Below are 18,349 nucleotides of genomic sequence, written 5' to 3'. Positions count from 1 at the left end.
TTTTCTAGGAGCAAACGATGACCCCCTTCCGCAGAACATTCGTGGCCGCCACCGCGGCCCTGGCCATGTTGGCCCCGCTGGCCGCTATGGCCCAGGACATCAAGCCCCGACTCATCCGTTTCGGCTATGGCCTGAACGAACAGAGCAACCAGGGCCGCGCGGTCAAGGTTTTTGCCGAAGCGGTGGAAAAAGCCTCGGCCGGCAAGATGAAGACCCGCGCCATCGGCGCGGCCGCCCTGGGCTCGGACCTGCAGATGCAGCAAGCCCTGAGTGGCGGCGCCCAGGAAATGATGGTGGGCTCCACGGCGACCCTGGTGGGCATCACCAAGGAGATGGCGCTGTGGGACACCCCCTTCCTGTTCAACAACGCGGCTGAGGCGGACGCCGTGCTCGACGGTCCCATCGGCGACAAGGTCATGGCCAAGCTGAAGGAGAAGGACCTGGTGGGCCTCGTCTACTGGGAAAACGGCTTCCGCAACCTGACCAACAGCAAGCGCCCCATCAACAAGCTGGAAGACCTCAACGGCATCAAGCTGCGCGTGATGCAGAACAACGTCTTCCTGGACAGCTTCAAGTCCCTGGGCACCAATGCCGTGCCCCTGGCCTTCTCGGAGCTGTTCACCGCGCTGGAGACCGGCACGGTGGAAGGCCAGGAAAACCCCTTCAACACCATCCTCTCCAGCAAGTTCTACGAAGTCCAGAAGTACCTGACCATCACCAACCACGTCTACAGCCCCTGGATCGTGCTGGTGAGCAAGAAATGGTGGGACCAGCTCTCCGCGACCGAGCAGAAGATCCTGCTGGACGCCGCCAAGGCCAGCCGCGACTACGAGCGCAAGGATACGCGCAACGAAGCCGCCAGCGCCGTGGCCGCACTCAAGGACAAGGGCATGCAGGTCAACGAGCTGTCGCCCGCAGAAACTGCCCGCATGCGCAACAACCTGACCCATGTCTACGCCTCCATCGGCACCAGCGTGGGCATGGACCTGTGGAACGAAACCCAGGCCGAGCTGGGCAAAATCCGCTCGGGCAAGAAGGGCAAGTGAGCCCCGTCCGAGCCTGAAACACGGATGGTGCATCATGGCTCTGGCGAGCCGGATGCACCGTTCGCGCTGAATACCCTTCCACTGCAGGAAAGCAAGCATGTCTGAGCCGACCCACCCGACGCTGGTCGAGGTGACCCGCCGTATCGAGCAACGCAGCACGCACACACGCGCCGCCTACCTGGACGTGGTGAACCGCACAGCACGCCCCGGCCCCTACCGCAGTGGCATGGGCTGCGCCAACGCCGCGCACGCCTATGCGGCCATGCCGGGTGAGGACAAGCTGCTGCTCAAGCAGGAACGCCAGCCCAATCTGGGCCTGATCACGGCCTACAACGACATGCTCTCGGCGCACAAGCCCTACGAGCAATACCCCGAACGCATACGTCAGAAGGCGCGCAGCCTGGGCGCCAGCGCACAGGTGGCCGGCGGCGTGCCCGCCATGTGTGACGGCGTGACCCAGGGCGAGGCCGGCATGGAGCTTTCGCTGTTCTCGCGCGACGTGATCGCCCTGGCCACGGCCGTGGGCCTGTCGCACAACGTTTTCGACGCCGCCATGTTCCTGGGCGTGTGCGACAAAATCGTGCCCGGCATGTTCATGGGCGCGCTGCACTTCGGTCACCTGCCTGCGGTCTTCGTGCCTGCCGGTCCCATGACCTCGGGCCTGTCCAACGACGAAAAATCCAAGATCCGCCAGCAGTACGCGCAAGGCTTGGTGGACCGCGCCACCCTGCTCAGCGCCGAACAGGCGGCCTACCACAGCGCGGGCACCTGCACCTTCTACGGCACGGCCAACTCCAACCAGATGCTGATGGAGATCATGGGCCTGCACCTGCCCGGATCGTCTTTCGTGAACCCAGGAACGCCGCTGCGCGAAGCGCTGACCGATGCAGCCGTCGAGCGCGCGGTGGCGCTGTCGAATGAACCGGGGTCCGGCGTGGGCCACCAGATAACCGCCGAGGTACTGGTCAACGGCATGGTGGGCCTGCTGGCCACCGGGGGCTCCACCAATCACACCTTGCACTTGATCGCCATGGGTCGTTCGGCGGGCTGGTTGATCAACTGGGAAGACTTCTCGGATCTGTCGGCCTGCGTGCCTCTGTTGGCCCGTGTGTACCCCAACGGATCGGCCGACGTGAACCATTTCCACGCTGCCGGCGGCATGGGTTTTGTGATCCGCGAGCTGCTCTCGGCGGGCCTGCTGCACGACGATGTGCACACCATCATGGGCCGCGGCCTGCACCGTTATACGGTGGAACCCTGGCTCAACAAGAATGTGCTGGCCTGGCGTGAGTTGCCCGCTGCCTCGGGTGATGAGGACGTGCTGCGTCCCGTGACTCGCCCCTTCAGCCCCGACGGCGGCCTGCGCCTGCTGCAGGGCAACCTGGGTCGTGCCGTCATCAAGGTCTCGGCGGTCAAGCCGCAGCACCGTGTGGTGAGCGCGCCGGCTGTGGTGGTGAACGGCCAGAAGGAGCTGGAGCAGCTCTTCAAACAGGGCAAGCTCGAGCGCGACTTCATCGCCGTGGTGCGCTGCCAGGGCCCGCAGGCCAACGGCATGCCTGAGCTGCACAAGCTCACGCCCCTGCTCGGCGTGCTGCAGGACAAGGGCTACAAGGTGGCTCTGGTGACCGACGGTCGTATGTCCGGTGCTTCCGGCAAGGTGCCCGCGGCCATCCATGTGACGCCCGAGGCAGTGGCGGGCGGTTTCATTGGCAAGGTGCGTGACGGCGACCTGCTCACGCTGGATTGCGAGACGCAGACCCTGCAGGTGCAGGTGAGTGATGCCGAGCTGGCGGCGCGCGACGCGCAGTTGCCGGACCTCGCCGCCAACGGCCAGGGCATAGGGCGTGAGCTGTTCGGCCTGTTCCGCGACCGACCACTGTTGGCCGAAGAGGGCGCTTCGCCCCTGCTGTCAGGCTATGCTCGCTGACCATGAAGATGACACAAGAACTTGCCCATACTCAGCGCCCGGCGTTCGCTTCCCGCGTGGTGCCTGTGATCGTGATCACAAACCCGGCCCAGGGCGTGCCCCTGGCCGAGGCGCTGCTCGAAGGCGGCATCGACGTCATGGAAATCACCCTGCGCCACGCCGCGGGCCTGGCGGCCATCGAGGCCGTAGCCAAGGCTGTGCCGGCCATGCAGGTCGGCGCGGGCACGGTGACCGTGGCCGGTGAAATGGCGCGTGTGAAGAATGCCGGTGCGCGTTTTGCGCTCTCCCCGGGCATGACGGACGTGCTCGTCGCCGAAGCCATGGCGAACAAGCTGCCTTTTGTGCCGGGTGTGATGACCCCCGGTGAAGTCATGCGCGCGCGCGACCATGGTTTCAAACTCGTCAAGCTTTTTCCTGCTGCGCAGGCCGGGGGCCTGGGCATGCTCAAGGCTATGGCCGGCCCGCTGGCGGACATGCAGTTCTGTCCCACGGGTGGTGTCTCGCTGGCCAATCTGCAGGACTTTCTGCGCCAGGGCAATGTGCCGATGGTCGGCGGCTCCTGGCTGACACCGCTGGAGCTGGTGGAGGCCGGCAACTGGGCCGCCATCACCCGCCTGGCGCGCGAGGCCACGGAACTGGCCCTTGCGGCCTGATCGCCTGCACCTCTATTTCCGACCGACCAGGTAGGTCACGCCCTGGGGGCCGTAGCGCTCGGTATGGGGTTCGGCCAGCGCGAGGTGAAAGATCTCGCCGGGCCGGTAGCGCTGCTCCTGTCCCTGGCAGACCAGGGTGATCTCGCCGCTGAGGATCAGGGCCCGCGCCTCGAAGGGGTGGGTGTGCGTGTCCAGAAAACCATCGGGGTCGCGCGTGACCAGGGTGATCTGCTCGAAACCGGCGGCTTGCAGCTGCTGACGGAAGAGATCCTGGTTCATATGCCTGGCCTCTGGTTCAGGGTCGTTGCAGCGCTGCTTCGATGGCCGTCACCAGAGTCTTGCTGCCCGGCTCCACATCGCTCGCAAAGCTGCTCACGGTCTTGCCGTCACGCGCGATCAGGTACTTGTGGAAGTTCCACTGCGGCGCGGCCTTGGTGGCCTGGAACAGCTGGGCGTAGAAGGCATTGCGCTTGGGGCCGACGACCACGGTCTTGTCCAGCATGGGGAACTTCACACCATAGGTGTTGTAGCAGAGGTCGGCGATCTGCTTGGCATCACCGGGTTCCTGCTGGCCAAAGTCATTGGCCGGAAAACCCAGGACGACCAGGCCGCGTTTCTCGTACTTGGCGTACAGCGCCTCCAGCCCTTCGTACTGCTTCGTGAAACCGCAGTAGCTCGCGGTGTTCACCACCAGCACCACCTTGCCCGCGTACTGGCAGAGGTTCTGTGGTGCGTCGTCCTGCAGGCGCGGGAATTGGTGCTGCAACAGGGCGGGGCAGGATACTGCAGGTGGGGTGGTCTGGGCGGAACTGTTCATGGGCAGGAGGGTCGCGGTCAGGAGCACGCACAGGATAGGGGGTAGCAGGCGCATGGGCCGATTCTGTTCCTGCCGGGACAACCCTGTCGTGACGGTGGTTTCAGGGGCGGGCAAAAGATCGTGAGGCCGGGCCGTCCGGCTGCCGTAACATGGAGTCTCATCTGCAGGTGCCATGTGTGCTGCGCCTGGTTTTCCGAGTTTGTCCATGCTGACCTTTACCGAAGTTATCGAAGTCTCTTCCCATCTCGGCGTGGCCCTCGTGGCCGGTGGCCTCATCGGCCTGGAGCGCAGTTACCACGGCCGCGACGCCGGCTTCCGCACCCATGTGCTCGTGTGCCTCTCCTCGGCCTTGCTGATGCTGGTCACGCTGTACCAGACCCGCTGGTTTCCGGATGGCAGCGCCTACAAGGTGGCCTCGGACCCGACCCGCATGGCCCAGGGCATCATGACGGGCATCGGCTTCCTGGGCGCGGGCGTGATCATGAAGGACGGCTTGTCCGTCAAGGGCCTGACCACAGCAGCCTCGATCTGGATCACGGCAGCCATCGGTATCCTGGCCGGCATCGGCTTCTACGAGCCGGTGATCATCGCCACGCTGCTGACCCTGGCAGCGCTGGCCGTCTTTCGCTGGCTGGAGGCCATCCTGCCAGCGTTCAAGTACGCTATCCACAGGGTGGTCTTCGTGTCCGGGCAGGAGCCGAACGAAGAACAGCTGGTGTCCATCATCCGGACCCATGGCTTTCACGTTTCCCGCATGCGCACGCGTTATGCGCGCGGCGCAGGTGAGTTCGAGTACGAGGTGACGCTGCGGGCCAAGGACCTGGGGCACATGAACCAGTTGCGCGCCACCTGGCAGGCGCATCCGCATGTGCTGGAGTTTGCGACCCAGCCGGTGTGAACGGATAAGCTCGCGGTGAGGTGGGGCATTCGAAATTCCTATGGCCCGAATTTCTCGGGGCTTGTTTTTGCTTCTGAATCCGAGGAGCAGGGGAATTGCAGTGTGCGGATTTGGAGACAGTCGCCGCTCTAGTTCGGCATCGGTATGGCTCTTTCGGCCCACCCCCAGGAAAATCCCGGAGAATGATGGAATCGGGTCTGCTTCTTGGTTGAGGTTGACTTGTCAGCGATACCTTGTCATCACTCGTTCAACTTGATTGGGAGAGCCCCATGAAACTTTTTAGAACAATTGCCGCCGTCCTGTTGCTGACCTGTTCAATGCATCAGGTGCATGCCCAAGCCCAGAATTTCCAGGGCTTTAGTGTTGGTGCCAATTTCCTTTTTGACGCGGCCTCCCTGAATGCCACCGATGGGTCTTCCAATAGTTCCAGCGGTACCGGCGTTGCTGTCAATGGCCTGTACACGATGGCATTGGGTTCCAAGATGGCGTTCGGTCTGGGTGCCACGGCCGATGTGGGCACACGCAATGCGGGTACGTACGCCAGTGGTATTGAGGCTACGACTCGTGACCGCTATTCGTTTGATGTGGTCCCGGGTTTTGTCGTCAATGACGCGTATCTGCTCTATGCAAAATTGTCGGCCGTAACTGCCAAAGGGATAGCCGACGACGGGACCAGCTTGACCTTGCAGGGCATCGGCTACGGGCTCGGTGTTCGCGGTGGCCTTAGCAACAATTACTACTGGCAATTGAGTTATGAAGTAATCAAATTCAGAGACGTTGACACGAATTCAGGTCTGACATCCAGCTTCCGGCACGGCATGGCGACTGTGGGTATCGGCTATAAGTTCTGATCGCCGTACTTTGAGAGCGGTCTCGAAAGAATAGGCCTCGCATCGCGAGGCTTTTTCTTTGGCGGATGGGGTGGAACTCCATGGCGAGCTCACCATTCATTGACTCTGCGGGGCTTTCCGTATTTTCAAGCCCTCACTTGCGGCAACTTTTCGCTTTGGGTGCATGCGCAGGTTCGGAAAGACATGTTCAGGTCCCAATGTGCCTCCAAGCGAGGTTTGTTAGATAGGTTGCCCGGTCCTCAACTTCCCAAATTGACCTCTCTGGCCGATGCTAGGCTACCAAAATCGCGGCCGATCCCCTACTTGAAGGTAATCGAGATACAGTGGCGACGGGTGCAAAGACTGCGCCGGTCGGAGATCAGTGTATGAGTAAGCATGGGAGAAGTTGCATGAAGACGCCTAGTTTCAAGCGTACGGGCTTGGTGTTGCTGATGACCATCCTGACGGCTTGTTATGCCCAAGGCACTGAATCGACATCGACCACGGAGCCTGGAAAGATCACAAGCTGTGCCAACATCATGCCGCTGGGTGATTCCATCACCCTGGGTGTCAGCGGTGGCTACCGCAACAATCTGTTCACGGGGCTGCAGAAAAAGAATTGTGGCGTGAGCTACGTCGGCTCCCAATCCGACCAGTACACGCGTGTCGCCGACAAGGACCATGAGGGCCACCCGGGAAAGACCATCGACGACATTGCCAATGGCGTGAAGGTCTGGCTCACTGCCTCTCAACCGGACATCATCTTGCTGATGGCGGGCACCAACGATGTCGCCTGGTGGACGTTCCAGAATGGCATGCAGGTCGGCGCACGCCATGACGCATTGATTGGTCGGATCCAGGCTGCTCGGCCCAATGCATGGATCTTTGTCGCGAGCATTCCGCCCGTCTCTTCGGCCATCATCCAGCCCAACAAGGTGGACCGCGCTACCTTGGTCCAGCAGTTGAACGCCGCGATACGCGCCAACGTGCAGGCACGGCAATCAGCAGGGCAGAAGATCCGGTTTGTGGATGTCAATTCGGTCCTGACCACGGCGGACCTGTATGACGGAGTTCACCCGACCGAAGCGGCGCACGCCAAAATCGCCCAGAAGTGGTTGGACGCAATCGTGCCGCTGCTGCCCTAGGATTTCCAGGGATGGGCTGGATGTCGGGCAGGCAATAAAAACGGGCCGTGAGGCCCGTGTTTATTTGGCGGAGAGGGTGGGATTCGAACCCACGGTAGTGTTGCCACTACGCCTGATTTCGAGTCAGGTACATTCGACCACTCTGCCACCTCTCCGGCTTTGTGGAAGGGCGTATTGTAGCAGCGTGCCGGTGGTCTTTTCTGGAGGCCAACCGGGGCTCCAGACTTCAGGCCGCAGCGGCGACGGGCACGATGCGTAGCAGGCGGCGGGCGGGAGCCGCTGCGGCCTGGACCGGTAGCTGGTGTTCGCGGCGCTTGCGGATCCAGGCCATGGGTGTGGTGCTCACAAACTTGAAGAAGAGTGCGTTGAGGGTCTGGTGGTCCAGGCCGCTCTGGGTCATGAGCTCCTGCCAACCTATGGGCTCGTGCAGGTGCACCTCGATCCAGGTGCAGAGTTCGTCAAAGGTCTGCCGGTGATCCGATAGGGCGACCTGTTTGCGTGTGACGGCGGGGCGGGCAAGGGACATGGAAGCGGCACTCCTCAACTTGGGGTAGCCGCTGCCTGCAAGAACCGTACCACGCTACAGATGTGGGAGCAGTCTCAACAACAGGGATCAGTCTTTGGCGGCCAGCAGCAGTTGTAGCGCAGACTCGAGCTCCTGTGCAGTAACCAGTTGTTTCACCGGTATCTCTTGGAGCAGGGGTTCCAGTGGGGCGCTGCCCAGTTCCTGCAGCCGTTTGACGGCCTGGCCGGCTTCTTTGGGGCTGGCAAAACCGTCACTTTGCAGCAGCAGTTTGCCCTGCGCGTCCACGAACTTGAAATAGAACCGGCCATCGCTTTCGCGGTACTGCTTGAAGCTGGGCAGGGCGATCTTGTCTTTTTTGTCACCCTTTTTGTCAGAAGCCTGGACACACAGGTCGCGCAGGCCCACAGCGTGGCGCAGCCTGGTAGTGAAAGGTGTGGCAATGGCGCGGGCCTTGGTCGCACCGGCCTTGAGCATCTCCTCCAGGCGGGCAGGGTGGCTGATCAATGTTTCGTAGGCTTCGCGTTTGGGCGCGATCTCCTGGTCGATGCGCTCGAACAGGATGGTCTTGGCTTCGGCCCAGGCAATGCCATCGACATAAGCCTGTCGCAAACTGGCGGTTTCCTCGGGCGTGGCGAAGGCCTGGTAAATCTGGAACAGGGCGGAGCCTTCGGTGTCCTTGGGCTCGCCGGGCGCGCGTGAATCAGTCTTGATGCCGGCGATGAGTTTCTTGAGCTGCTCGCGCGGGGCGAAGAGCGGGATGGTGTTGTCGTAGCTCTTGCTCATCTTGCGGCCGTCGAGGCCGGGCAGGGTGGCCACGCTTTCCTCGATCTGTGCCTCGGGCAGGACGAAGTGCTCGCCATACAGATGGTTGAAGCTGGCGGCGATGTCACGCGCCATCTCGATGTGCTGGATCTGGTCACGACCCACGGGCACGCGGTGCGCGTTGAACATCAGGATGTCGGCCGCCATCAGCACCGGGTACATGAAAAGGCCGGCGGTCACGTCGGTGTCCGGGTCCACGCCGGCGGCGTTGTTCTTGTCCACCGAGGCCTTGTAGGCATGGGCGCGGTTGAGCAGGCCCTTGCCGCAGACGCAGGTGAGGAACCACGTCAACTCGGGAATCTCGGGCACGTCGGATTGGCGATAGAACGTGACGCGTTCGGGGTCCAGGCCACAGGCGATCCAGCTCGCGGCGATCTCCAGTGTGGAGCGCTGGATGCGCGCGGGCTCATCTACCTTTATCAGCGCGTGGTAGTCGGCCAGGAAGTAATAACTCTGTACCCCGGCCGCGCGGCTGGCCGCGATGGCCGGGCGGATGGCGCCCACGTAGTTGCCCAGATGGGGGGTGCCCGAGGTGGTGATGCCGGTCAGGACGCGGACAGTGCTCATGACATTAGTGCAATAGGAGGGACAGGGGCGTGAGCAGCAGGTCCAGCAGGCGGTAGGTCAGGCCCATGACCGGTTGCATCCAGAGCGTGCTGACGATGCCGGTGAGCACCAGGGCCATCACGATGAAAAAGCCCCAGGGCTCGACGCGCGACACCAGGGCAGCCTGTTTCCAGGGCAGCAGGCCCACCAGGATGCGCCCGCCGTCCAGCGGTGGCAGCGGGAAGAGATTGAAGGCGAACATCACCACGTTGACCAGCACGCCGGCACGGCACATCTCGAGGAAGAAGCGCTCCTGTACATCGGCAGCCACCAGCAGGTACATCAGTACGCCCCATAGCAAGGCCTGCAGCAGATTGGCGCCGGGGCCAGCCAGCGCCACCCAGACCATGTCGCGTTTCGGGTTCTTCAGCAGGTCAAAGCGCACCGGCACCGGCTTGGCATAACCGAAGAGGAAGGCGCCGCTGGTGGCGAAGTACAGCAGCAGCGGCATCAGCAGGGTGCCCACCGGGTCGATGTGCTTGAGGGGGTTGAGCGTGATGCGCCCCATCATGGCCGCTGTGTTGTCGCCGAAATGGCGCGCGGCATAGCCATGGGCGGCCTCATGCACGGTGATGGCGAACAGCACCGGCAGGGCGTAGATGAGGACGGTTTGAATCAGGTTGTTGAAATCCACGGGGTCGATTGTCTCAGAGTGCGGGACACGGGCCGAGGCCGGCGCGGGAGGGTGGCTCTACAGACCCAGCTCGACCGGGTCCCCACGGCCGCGGCGCAGCACCTCGGGTTCCTCTCCGCTGAGGTCGATCACCGTGGTGGGTTCGTGAGGGCAGGCGCCGGCGTCGATCACGGCGGCCAGCTGGTGCTCGTAGCGCTCGCGGATCTCCTGGGCGTCGTTCAGCGGGTCGGTCTCGCCGGCCGGGATCAGGGTGGTGGCCAGCAGGGGGCCGCCCGTGTGCAGGGCCAGCAAGGCGTGCAGCACCTTGTGCTCGGGTACGCGCAGGCCTATGGTCTTGCGCGCGGGGTGGCTCACGCGGCGCGGCACTTCCTTGGTGGCCTCCAGGATGAAGGTCCAGGGGCCGGGGGTGGCGGCTTTCAGCAGGCGGTACTGCCGGTTGTCCACGCGGGCGTAGCTGGCCAGTTCGGCCAGGTCGCGGCACAGCAGGGTCAGGTGGTGCTTGTCGTCCACCTGACGGATGCTGCGCAGGCGGTCGGCGGCGGCCTTGTCGTCCAGGTGGCAGACCAGGGCGTAGCTGGAGTCGGTGGGCACGGCCACCACGCCGCCTTTTTCCAGCAGGGCGGCGGCCTGCTTGAGCAGGCGGATCTGGGGATTCTCCGGATGAACTTCAAAGTACTGGGCCATGGTGCGGGGGTGCTCAGACTTCCATGGGGTCGAGTTTCGGGCGGTTTTCCCGCATGGCCAGCCAGGCACTTGCGGCACCGCAGCCGGCGATCAGGATCATGCCCAGCAGGGACCAGCCATCGGCGATATGACCGAAGACCAGCCAGCCGCCGAACATGGCAAAGGCGATCTGCACGTACATCAGCGGCATCAGCGTGGCGGCCGGCGCGCGCCGGTAGGCCAAGATGAGCACGAAGTGGCCGATGGTGCCCATGAGGCCCATGAGGAAAAGCGCGGTCCATTGGGGGATGGTCTGCGGCGTGACCCAGATGAAGGGCAGCGCCAGCGAGGCCAGGATGGCGCCGACCCAGCCGGTGTAGAAATGCATGGTCACGGCGTCCTCGGTCTTCACCATCCTGCCGGTCAGGATCTGGAAGGTCGAGTGGGTGGCCACCTGGGCCAGCGGCAGCAGGACGTGCCAGCCGAAGAGGTCGCCACCGGGCCGGATGATGACGAGCGTGCCCGCGAAGCCGCCGGCCACGAGGGTCCAGCGCAGGCGCGAGACGTGCTCGCCCAGCAGGGTGGCTGCCAGGAGCGTCACCACCAGCGGCGCGATCATCGCGATGGCCGTGAATTCACCCACGGGCATGTAAGCCACGCTGAGGAAGGTCAGCAGGCTGGTGACTGCGAGCAGGGCACCACGCAGCACATGCAGACCGGGGTGCCGTGTATGGAAGATGGCGCGCCCGCGCTGCGGCAGCATGACGGCCGTGGTGAGCACGGCCTGGAAGATGTAGCGGAACCACAGGCCCAGCAGCACGGGCAGGCTCAGGGCCACGACCTTGGCTGAGGTGTCCAGCGTGGCAAAGCAGGCCAGGGCGGCAAGCGCGAACAGCATGCCGCTCACGAAATGGGGGTGTTTCATTGTTGGATGCGGTCGGCCAGCAGTTCCCACACGGGGGTCAGCTTGCCGGGGAGGAAAGGCAGGGCACCCAGGTCGGTGTGCGATTCGTCGGGGCTATGGAAGTCGCTGCCGCGCGAGGCGGCCAGGTCGAACTCGCGCGCCGTCTCGGCGTATTTCACATACTCGGCGGCGGTATGGCTGCCGGTTACCACTTCCACCGCGCGGCCGCCATGGGCCTTGAATTCGGAGAACAGGGCGTATTCCTCGGTGGGTGTGAAGTTGTAGCGGGCCGGGTGGGCGATCACGGCAACACCGCCGGCGTCTCCGATCCAGTGCACGGCGTCGCGCAGCGTGGCCCAGCGGTGCGGCACGAAGCCGGGCTTGCCTTCGGTCAGGTATTTGCGGAAGACCTCGTTGGTCTCGCGGCAGACGCCGCTCTCCACCAGGAAGCGCGCGAAGTGCGTGCGCGAGATCAGTTCGGGGTTGCCAGCGAACTTGAGCGCGCCTTCGTAGGCACCATGGATGCCCACCGCCGCCAGGCTGGCCGACATTTCCTTGGCGCGCTCGCCGCGGCCGCCGCGCGTCTGGCGCAGGCCGGCCTGCATGCGCGGATCCTCGGCGTCGAAGCCCAGGCCCACGATGTGCACGGTCTGACCAGCAAAGGTGATGGAGATCTCGGTGCCCGTCAGGTAGGGCAGGCCGAGCGAACGGGCGGCTGCCAGAGCACGCTGCTGGCCCCCGATCTCGTCGTGGTCGGTCAAGGCCCACAGTTCCACGCCGTTGGCGTGCGCGCGTGCTGCCAGTGCCTCGGGTGTGAGGGTGCCGTCGGAGACGACGGAGTGGCAATGCAGGTCGGCGTTGAGGATGGAGCTCACCCGGGCATTTTAGGCCTTGCGCCTTCCCCTTGCAGGATGGGTGGGGGCTGGCACAATGTCTCCATGCGGTATTTCATCGAGCATCCGATGCCCGTCGGCGCTGACAGCGCCCGGGGTACCGCCCGTCATCACGGCTGATCCTGCGCGCATGATGTCGATTGATCTGCGTTCCCTCGTGCTCATGAGCGGCCTGATGGGCCTGTTGCTGGCCTTCATGACGTTTTTCCTGCGGCTGAGCTACCCCCGCAGCATTCGAGGGCTGGGTCTGTGGGCCGCCGCACCCGCCTGGGTTTTCCTGTCCACGCTGCTGTTCGCCGGGCGCGGCATCCTGCCGGACTTCCTGACCATCGTGGTGGCCAACCTGGTTGTTCTGATCGGGGTGATGTCCTACCACGCCGGGGTGGCCCGGTTCTTCGGACAACGACCAGCCTGGGCGCGGTGGATCGCCCTGCTGGTGGCGCTGACGCCCCCCCTGTACTGGTACGCGCTGGTCGAGCCGAGCTACAACGCCCGCCTGATCGTGATCTGCCTGGTCTGGGCCTGCATCTTCCTGTCCATCGCCTGGCGGATCTGGCGACTGGGGCCTGTCACCTTCTCCACCCGCTTCACGGCTGCGGTGCTGTCCATTCATGCCCTGGTGCTGCTGCTGCGCTTTTTTTCCGCATGGATGCCACTGGCCGAGGAGGGCCTGCTCACGCCCACGCGCATCCAGACGCTCTATGTGGGCTCCAACGCCTTGATGTTGCTGGCCCTGGGCATGGGGCTGATCCTCATGGCGGGTGATCGACTGCGCGCGGAGTTCGAACATCTGGCTTCGCACGATGCGCTGACCAATGTGCTGACGCGCCGTGTGTTCCTGGACGCCTGCGAGCAGGAGCTGGCGCGTTGCCGCCGCCATGGGCGCAGCATGGCCCTGCTGCTGCTGGACATCGACCATTTCAAGGCCATCAACGATACCCATGGGCACCAGATGGGGGACCGCGTGCTGGTCGATCTGGTGGGCCGCATCGCGGCCCAGTTGCGCCAGCCCGACCAACTGGCGCGTTTTGGCGGTGAGGAGTTCGTGCTGCTGTTGCCGGAAACCAGTCTGGAAGAGGCCGTCACCGTGGCCGAACGCATCCTGGCCCATGCGGCAGAAACACGCGACGGCTTGCCGCCGATCACAGTCAGCATAGGCGTGGCAACCAACCGATCCGACGAAGACCGCATAGACGCCCTGCTGGCGCGCGCCGACAAGGCACTTTACAAAGCCAAGGACGCGGGGCGCAACCGCATCGAGGTGGCCTGAGCCGGCTAGACCTGCGCACCTTCGACCAGGAAGCGCACGCGGCGCGTGCCCTGCCATTCGTCGGCATCCAGGCGGAAGGCCAGCAGTACCCGTGCAGGCAGCGGATCCGTATGGCCGAACCAGATACCGTCCACGGGTTGGCCCTGGTGTTTGAGTTTGAGCGCCAGATGTTTCTCGCCGACCAGGCGCTGTGAAACCACTTCCACCTCCTCGCTGAAGGTCGGCGGGGCAAAGCCCTGGCCCCATACCTCGCGCTGAAGCGTGTCCACCATGTCGGCGCGGCGGTATTCCGCGGGGAGGGCGCCGTCGGTTTCCAGGCGGCGCGTCAGCGTGGCGGCGTCCAGCCATTCCTGCGCCACCTGGGCCAGGCCCTGTTCGAAGGTGTCGAAGTGTTCCTCGGCAATGGTGCAGCCCGCTGCCATGGCGTGGCCGCCGAAGCGCAGCAGCACACCGGGATAACGCTTGGCCACCAAGTCCAGTGCGTCGCGCAGATGAAAGCCGGGAATGGAGCGACCCGAGCCCTTGAGCTCGTGCTCCTTGCCGGGGGCCTGGCTGGCGGCGAAGACGAAACTCGGCCGGTGTAGCTTGTCCTTGAGGCGTGAGGCCACGATGCCCACCACGCCCTCGTGAAAATCGGGGTCGAACACGCACAGGGCGGGCGGCGGCTCCTCGGATTCGTCGAACATGGACTCGACGATGTCCATGGCCTGCTCGCGCATCTCACCCTCGATCTCGCGGCGTTCGCGGTTGATGCCGTCCAGCGTCCTGGCCAGTTCGGCGCCGCGCGCGGCGTCGTCGGTCAGCAGACACTCGATGCCCAGGGTCATGTCGGCCAGGCGGCCGGCGGCGTTGATGCGCGGGCCCAGGGCAAAACCGAAATCGAAGGTCGTGGCGGTGGCCGTCTTGCGCCCGGCCACCTCGAACAGCGCGGCCAGGCCCGGCGGCAGGGCGCCGGCGCGCACGCGCTTGAGGCCCTGCGCCACCAGGCGGCGGTTGTTGGGGTCGAGCTTGACCACATCGGCCACGGTGCCCAGGGCCACCAGGGGCAGCAGGGCATCGAGCTTGGGTTGGCTGGCGGCGTCGAAAACACCACGCTGGCGCAGCTCGGCACGCAGGGCCAGCAGCACGTAGAACATCACGCCCACACCGGCAATGGATTTGCTCTCGAAAGCGCAGCCCGGCTGGTTGGGGTTCACGATGACCTCGGCGTCGGGCAGCGCGGGGCCGGGGAGGTGATGGTCGGTCACCAGCACCTGCAGCCCCAGTTCGCGTGCCAGAGCCACACCATCCACGCTGGCAATGCCGTTGTCTACGGTGATCAGCACGTCGGCGCCACTGTCTTTCACGCGCCGCGCGATCGGTGGGGTCAGGCCGTAGCCGTCCACCACGCGGTCCGGAACCAGATACCTGACGTTTTGCGCGCCCAGCATGCGCAGGCCACGGATACCCACGGCACAGGCTGTGGCGCCGTCGCAGTCGTAGTCGGCCACGATGCAGAGCTTCTTGTTTTGGCGAATGGCATCGGCCAGCAGCACCGCCGCTTCGGTCGCACCCTTGAGCAAGGTGAGCGGCAGCAGACGGGCCAGCGCATCGTCAAGCTCGTCCTTGGAGGACACACCGCGTGCGGCATAAAGACGTGCCAACAGCGGGTGCACGCCGGCCTGCTCCAGCGCCCAGGCGGCGCGTGGGGGGATGTCGCGGGTGACGATTTTCATGTGACGATGAGTATGTCAGAGGCTTGCTGTGGCCTGAATCGCTGTACGAGCCGCGCCCAGGCACTGCGGGGGACGTGCGTGTAACGACGCGCTTGCAGCTCGCTGCAGAGTGTGAACGTGACGTCCTGGCCTGCATCCAGCGCGGCCTGCAAGGGTGCCAGCTGTGCATCCAGTGTCAACCAGGCTTGCGTCCAGGCGGCCCAATCGCCGCGCAGGGCGGGTTGCACCAGGCCATCGAGCACGGTCAGTGGCTCCATGGGGACCGGGACGGTGGCCAGCGCGCCGCAGCCGCTGAGCCAAAAGGAGTTGACGCTCAGCGCGCGGCGCGCATCGCGTTTCTCGGTCACGGCATGGGTGTAGAGCAGCATCTGCATTTCGTTCTGCAGGCGGCGCAGCAGAGGAGAAGCTGGCAGCCAGGCCGCCACATTGCGGCCGATCACGCGTTCAACCGCGGCACCGGCCAGGCCGTGGAGTGGCTCGCCACTGACCAGCCAGCGTAGCGGCTGCTCGTAGTGCAGGGTGAGGCCGTCCTCGGCAAAGAAGGGCAACATGGCCGCTAGCAACGCGCGTGATTCGGCTTCGCGCAGGTCCAGCTCCTGCGGATCACGCAGGCTCACGCGGGCCTGGCCTACTTCCCAATGCACGGGATTCACAAACCCCCAGGTTTCGGTCCCTGCGCCGGGCAGCTGCAGCTCGTGCGCGCGCAGGGCGGCCCAGGCGGGTGCCTGGGGGTCCAGGCCGCGTGCGGCGGCCAGCAGCTGTTCATGGGCGCTGAGCGGGCTGTGTTCCGGCAGCTGCAGCAGGGTCTGCGGCGTCAGTCGCTGCAACAGGCTCTGCAGCCGCGGGAGCTGCAGCGCGCGCAAGGGGCCGCGCGCGGCCTCGTCGTCGCTCAGGGCGTGGGGGATCAAGACGTGCATGACGGGTATTGTCGCCGTCTCACTCATAATCAGCGCCAATCCAAGAATTACCCCATGCAAATCCCCTACGAACTGCTGCTGGGCTGGCGCTACACCCGCGCCGGCCGCGCCACGCGGCGCAACGGCTTCATCTCCTTCATATCGGGCGTGTCCATGCTGGGCATTGCGTTGGGTGTGGCCGCGCTCATCATCGTCCTCAGTGTGATGAACGGCTTCCAGAAGGAGGTGCGCGATCGCATGCTGGGTGTGGTCTCGCACATCGAGATCTTCTCACCCTACGGCCAGGCCCTGCCCGACGTGGCCAGGACCTTGGCCGAGGTCAAGGCCAACCCGCAGGTCATCGGCGCTGCGCCCTTCATCGGCACCCAGGCCCTGCTGGCGCGCGGCGAGGACATGAAGGGGGCCATCGTGCGCGGCATCGATCCGGCGCTTGAAGGCGAGGTGACCGATCTGGCCGCCGGGATGAAAAACGGCGCACTGGCACGGCTCATTCCGGGTGAATTCGGCATCGTGCTGGGGCGCGACCTGGCGCGCCAGCTCGGCGTGCAGCAGGGCGACAAGGTGACCCTGGTTGCGCCCAGCGGCCAGGTCACACCAGCCGGCGTGGTGCCGCGCATGAAACAGATGACCGTGGTGGGCACCTTCGATTCCGGCCACTACGAATACGACGCGGGCCTGGTCATGCTGCATGTGGACGACGCGGCACGCATCTTCCGCCTCGAAGGGCCCACGGGCATACGCCTCAAGCTCAAGGATTTGCACCAGGCACGCGAAGTGGGCGCACAACTGGCCGGCACGCTGAGCGGCGACCTGCTGATCCGCGATTGGACGCGCCAGAACCGCAACTGGTTCGCCGCCGTGCAACTCGAAAAACGCATGATGTTCATCATCCTCACACTCATTGTTGCCGTGGCCGCCTTCAACCTGGTGAGCACGCTGGTGATGACCGTGACCGACAAACGTGCCGACATCGCCATCCTGCGCACCCTGGGCGCCAGCCCCGGCAGCATCATGGGCATCTTCGTGGTGCAGGGCGCCGCGGTGGGTGTGATCGGCACGCTGTCCGGCCTGCTGCTGGGCCTGGGCGTGGCTTTCAACATTGACGTCATCGTGCCGGCACTCGAAAGCCTCTTGCAGGCCAGCTTCCTGCCCAAGGACATCTACCTGATCAGCCGCATGCCCAGCGAACCCCTGGCCAGCGACATCGTACCCATCGGTGTGATCTCCCTGGTGCTGGCTTTTATCGCCACCCTGTACCCGAGCTGGCGCGCCAGCCGCGTGAACCCGGCGGAGGCGCTGCGCTATGAATAACAACAAGATCGTGTTGCAGGCGCAAGGCCTGGATAAGCGCTACACCGAGGGCCGTCTGGATGTGCACGTGCTGCGCGGTGTGGACCTGCAGGTGCATGCGGGCGAGATCCTGGCCGTGGTCGGTGCTTCGGGTTCGGGCAAGAGCACCTTGCTGCACCTGCTGGGCGGGCTCGACGCGCCCACGAGTGGCCGCGTACAACTCATGGGCCAGGACTTCTCCACGCTCACGCAGACCGTGCAGGGCCAGCTGCGCAACCAGCACCTGGGCTTTGTCTACCAGTTCCACCACCTGCTGCCCGAATTCAGCGCGCTGGACAACGTGGCCATGCCATTGTGGATACGCCGCATGGACCGCGCGCAGGCCGCGCAAACGGCCACTCGCATGCTGGAAGCCGTGGGCCTGAAAGAACGTGTGCTGCACCGCCCGGCCGAACTCTCGGGTGGCGAGCGCCAGCGTGTGGCCATTGCCCGCGCTCTGGTCACCCAGCCGGCCTGTGTGCTGGCCGACGAACCCACGGGTAATCTGGACCGCGGCACGGCCGAGGGTGTGTTCGAACTCATGCTGAAGCTTGCGCGCGAGCAGGGTACGGCCTTCATCGTCGTCACGCACGACAACACCCTGGCGGCGCGCTGCCAGCGCACGCTGCGACTGGAGCAGGGACGGCTGGCGGCTTGAGCCAGCCGTCGCTTGCAACACTGGCTTTTTTAGGGGTGACGGCTGGTCGTTCTGAGAGAAGGCTGATATAAATCTGGCACCGACTGCCCGTCCCTA

General features: G+C 64.6%; 19 protein-coding genes and 1 tRNA gene. 9 read left to right on the top strand and 11 right to left on the bottom strand.

The genetic code is table 11. The annotated features are described in order from the left end of the window. The first annotated feature begins 17 nt into the window (after positions 1–17). From AC07NT_RS12210 to eda, 3 genes are all read left to right on the top strand, one after another. Complete coding sequence (locus AC07NT_RS12210; protein ID WP_498598777.1) at positions 18–1,046, top strand: TRAP transporter substrate-binding protein; 1,029 nt, start codon at positions 18–20, stop codon at positions 1,044–1,046. A 97-nt stretch (positions 1,047–1,143) separates the two neighbouring features. Then, the gene (gene edd / locus AC07NT_RS12205; RefSeq protein ID WP_498598778.1) at positions 1,144–2,973 is read left to right on the top strand and encodes a phosphogluconate dehydratase; all 1,830 of its coding nucleotides are present in this window, start codon (positions 1,144–1,146) and stop codon (positions 2,971–2,973) included. 2 nt (positions 2,974–2,975) lie between these two features. Further along, a complete protein-coding gene (gene eda, locus AC07NT_RS12200) occupies positions 2,976–3,626 on the top strand; it encodes a bifunctional 4-hydroxy-2-oxoglutarate aldolase/2-dehydro-3-deoxy-phosphogluconate aldolase (protein WP_498598779.1) in 651 nt (216 codons plus the stop codon). Between the two features lie 12 nt (positions 3,627–3,638). On the opposite strand, the gene AC07NT_RS12195 is transcribed toward eda, so the two are convergent. Both AC07NT_RS12195 and AC07NT_RS12190 read right to left on the bottom strand, forming a co-directional pair. Next, on the bottom strand, positions 3,639–3,905 hold the full coding sequence (locus AC07NT_RS12195) for a cupin domain-containing protein (RefSeq protein WP_498598780.1): 267 nt from the start codon (positions 3,903–3,905) through the stop codon (positions 3,639–3,641). A 16-nt stretch (positions 3,906–3,921) separates the two neighbouring features. After that, positions 3,922–4,497 (bottom strand): glutathione peroxidase, encoded by a 576-nt coding sequence (locus AC07NT_RS12190; protein ID WP_498598781.1) that lies wholly within the window; start codon positions 4,495–4,497, stop codon positions 3,922–3,924. A 151-nt stretch (positions 4,498–4,648) separates the two neighbouring features. Between AC07NT_RS12190 and AC07NT_RS12185 the strand changes: the two genes are divergently transcribed. From AC07NT_RS12185 to AC07NT_RS12175, 3 genes are all read left to right on the top strand, one after another. Further along, on the top strand, positions 4,649–5,341 hold the full coding sequence (locus AC07NT_RS12185; protein WP_498598782.1) for an MgtC/SapB family protein: 693 nt from the start codon (positions 4,649–4,651) through the stop codon (positions 5,339–5,341). 269 nt (positions 5,342–5,610) lie between these two features. Next, complete coding sequence (locus tag AC07NT_RS12180; protein ID WP_498598783.1) at positions 5,611–6,192, top strand: outer membrane protein; 582 nt, start codon at positions 5,611–5,613, stop codon at positions 6,190–6,192. Between the two features lie 431 nt (positions 6,193–6,623). After that, positions 6,624–7,316 (top strand): SGNH/GDSL hydrolase family protein, encoded by a 693-nt coding sequence (locus AC07NT_RS12175; protein WP_498598784.1) that lies wholly within the window; start codon positions 6,624–6,626, stop codon positions 7,314–7,316. A gap of 65 nt (positions 7,317–7,381) precedes the next feature. Here the strand turns inward: AC07NT_RS12175 and AC07NT_RS12170 are convergent. The 7 genes from AC07NT_RS12170 to AC07NT_RS12140 form a co-directional block, all read right to left on the bottom strand. Continuing rightward, a tRNA-Ser gene (locus AC07NT_RS12170) sits at positions 7,382–7,471 on the bottom strand. 71 nt (positions 7,472–7,542) lie between these two features. Further along, the gene (locus AC07NT_RS12165; protein ID WP_498598785.1) at positions 7,543–7,842 is read right to left on the bottom strand and encodes a hypothetical protein; all 300 of its coding nucleotides are present in this window, start codon (positions 7,840–7,842) and stop codon (positions 7,543–7,545) included. An 87-nt stretch (positions 7,843–7,929) separates the two neighbouring features. Beyond that, positions 7,930–9,231: a tryptophan--tRNA ligase gene (locus AC07NT_RS12160; protein ID WP_498598786.1), complete on the bottom strand. Its 1,302-nt coding sequence runs from the start codon at positions 9,229–9,231 to the stop codon at positions 7,930–7,932. 4 nt (positions 9,232–9,235) lie between these two features. Continuing rightward, complete coding sequence (locus AC07NT_RS12155; RefSeq protein ID WP_498598787.1) at positions 9,236–9,904, bottom strand: site-2 protease family protein; 669 nt, start codon at positions 9,902–9,904, stop codon at positions 9,236–9,238. Positions 9,905–9,961: 57 nt separating this feature from the next. Beyond that, the gene (locus AC07NT_RS12150) at positions 9,962–10,588 is read right to left on the bottom strand and encodes an L-threonylcarbamoyladenylate synthase (RefSeq protein ID WP_498598788.1); all 627 of its coding nucleotides are present in this window, start codon (positions 10,586–10,588) and stop codon (positions 9,962–9,964) included. Between the two features lie 13 nt (positions 10,589–10,601). Continuing rightward, on the bottom strand, positions 10,602–11,492 hold the full coding sequence (locus AC07NT_RS12145) for a DMT family transporter (protein ID WP_498598789.1): 891 nt from the start codon (positions 11,490–11,492) through the stop codon (positions 10,602–10,604). Further along, positions 11,489–12,346, bottom strand: a complete 858-nt coding sequence (locus tag AC07NT_RS12140) for a 3',5'-nucleoside bisphosphate phosphatase (RefSeq protein ID WP_498598790.1) — start codon at positions 12,344–12,346, stop codon at positions 11,489–11,491. Before AC07NT_RS12140 ends, AC07NT_RS12145 begins: the two co-directional genes overlap by 4 nt. A gap of 148 nt (positions 12,347–12,494) precedes the next feature. On the opposite strand from AC07NT_RS12140, the gene AC07NT_RS12135 reads away from it, so the two are divergent. After that, positions 12,495–13,634: a GGDEF domain-containing protein gene (locus tag AC07NT_RS12135; RefSeq protein ID WP_498598791.1), complete on the top strand. Its 1,140-nt coding sequence runs from the start codon at positions 12,495–12,497 to the stop codon at positions 13,632–13,634. A gap of 5 nt (positions 13,635–13,639) precedes the next feature. Here the strand turns inward: AC07NT_RS12135 and recJ are convergent, their stop codons facing one another. Together recJ and AC07NT_RS12125 are read right to left on the bottom strand one after the other, a co-directional pair. After that, complete coding sequence (gene recJ, locus AC07NT_RS12130) at positions 13,640–15,349, bottom strand: single-stranded-DNA-specific exonuclease RecJ (protein WP_498598792.1); 1,710 nt, start codon at positions 15,347–15,349, stop codon at positions 13,640–13,642. Continuing rightward, positions 15,346–16,266, bottom strand: coding sequence for a phosphoglycerate mutase (locus tag AC07NT_RS12125; protein WP_498598793.1), 921 nt, complete (start codon positions 16,264–16,266; stop codon positions 15,346–15,348). Before AC07NT_RS12125 ends, recJ begins: the two co-directional genes overlap by 4 nt. Positions 16,267–16,320: 54 nt before the next feature. Between AC07NT_RS12125 and AC07NT_RS12120 the strand changes: the two genes are divergently transcribed. Both AC07NT_RS12120 and lolD read left to right on the top strand, forming a co-directional pair. Then, positions 16,321–17,577, top strand: coding sequence for a lipoprotein-releasing ABC transporter permease subunit (locus AC07NT_RS12120; protein WP_498598794.1), 1,257 nt, complete (start codon positions 16,321–16,323; stop codon positions 17,575–17,577). Further along, the gene (gene lolD, locus AC07NT_RS12115; protein WP_498598795.1) at positions 17,570–18,253 is read left to right on the top strand and encodes a lipoprotein-releasing ABC transporter ATP-binding protein LolD; all 684 of its coding nucleotides are present in this window, start codon (positions 17,570–17,572) and stop codon (positions 18,251–18,253) included. The genes AC07NT_RS12120 and lolD overlap by 8 nt, the downstream gene beginning before the upstream one ends. The last annotated feature ends 96 nt before the right edge of the window (positions 18,254–18,349 follow it).

It is taken from the genome of Hylemonella sp. GW821-FHT10B10, assembly GCF_059415585.1.
The sequence above is the reverse complement of the archived record's forward strand: the minus strand, read 5'-3'. Positions and strand labels throughout refer to the sequence as shown.

Coding starts and splice junctions, on each gene's coding strand:
- AC07NT_RS12210 (WP_498598777.1), top strand. CDS start 18: ATGACCCCCTTCCGCAGAACATTCGTGGCCGCCACCGCGGCCCTGGCC.
- edd (WP_498598778.1), top strand. CDS start 1,144: ATGTCTGAGCCGACCCACCCGACGCTGGTCGAGGTGACCCGCCGTATC.
- eda (WP_498598779.1), top strand. CDS start 2,976: ATGAAGATGACACAAGAACTTGCCCATACTCAGCGCCCGGCGTTCGCT.
- AC07NT_RS12195 (WP_498598780.1), bottom strand. CDS start 3,905: ATGAACCAGGATCTCTTCCGTCAGCAGCTGCAAGCCGCCGGTTTCGAG.
- AC07NT_RS12190 (WP_498598781.1), bottom strand. CDS start 4,497: ATGCGCCTGCTACCCCCTATCCTGTGCGTGCTCCTGACCGCGACCCTC.
- AC07NT_RS12185 (WP_498598782.1), top strand. CDS start 4,649: ATGCTGACCTTTACCGAAGTTATCGAAGTCTCTTCCCATCTCGGCGTG.
- AC07NT_RS12180 (WP_498598783.1), top strand. CDS start 5,611: ATGAAACTTTTTAGAACAATTGCCGCCGTCCTGTTGCTGACCTGTTCA.
- AC07NT_RS12175 (WP_498598784.1), top strand. CDS start 6,624: ATGACCATCCTGACGGCTTGTTATGCCCAAGGCACTGAATCGACATCG.
- AC07NT_RS12165 (WP_498598785.1), bottom strand. CDS start 7,842: ATGTCCCTTGCCCGCCCCGCCGTCACACGCAAACAGGTCGCCCTATCG.
- AC07NT_RS12160 (WP_498598786.1), bottom strand. CDS start 9,231: ATGAGCACTGTCCGCGTCCTGACCGGCATCACCACCTCGGGCACCCCC.
- AC07NT_RS12150 (WP_498598788.1), bottom strand. CDS start 10,588: ATGGCCCAGTACTTTGAAGTTCATCCGGAGAATCCCCAGATCCGCCTG.
- AC07NT_RS12145 (WP_498598789.1), bottom strand. CDS start 11,492: ATGAAACACCCCCATTTCGTGAGCGGCATGCTGTTCGCGCTTGCCGCC.
- AC07NT_RS12135 (WP_498598791.1), top strand. CDS start 12,495: ATGATGTCGATTGATCTGCGTTCCCTCGTGCTCATGAGCGGCCTGATG.
- recJ (WP_498598792.1), bottom strand. CDS start 15,349: ATGAAAATCGTCACCCGCGACATCCCCCCACGCGCCGCCTGGGCGCTG.
- AC07NT_RS12125 (WP_498598793.1), bottom strand. CDS start 16,266: ATGCACGTCTTGATCCCCCACGCCCTGAGCGACGACGAGGCCGCGCGC.
- AC07NT_RS12120 (WP_498598794.1), top strand. CDS start 16,321: ATGCAAATCCCCTACGAACTGCTGCTGGGCTGGCGCTACACCCGCGCC.
- lolD (WP_498598795.1), top strand. CDS start 17,570: ATGAATAACAACAAGATCGTGTTGCAGGCGCAAGGCCTGGATAAGCGC.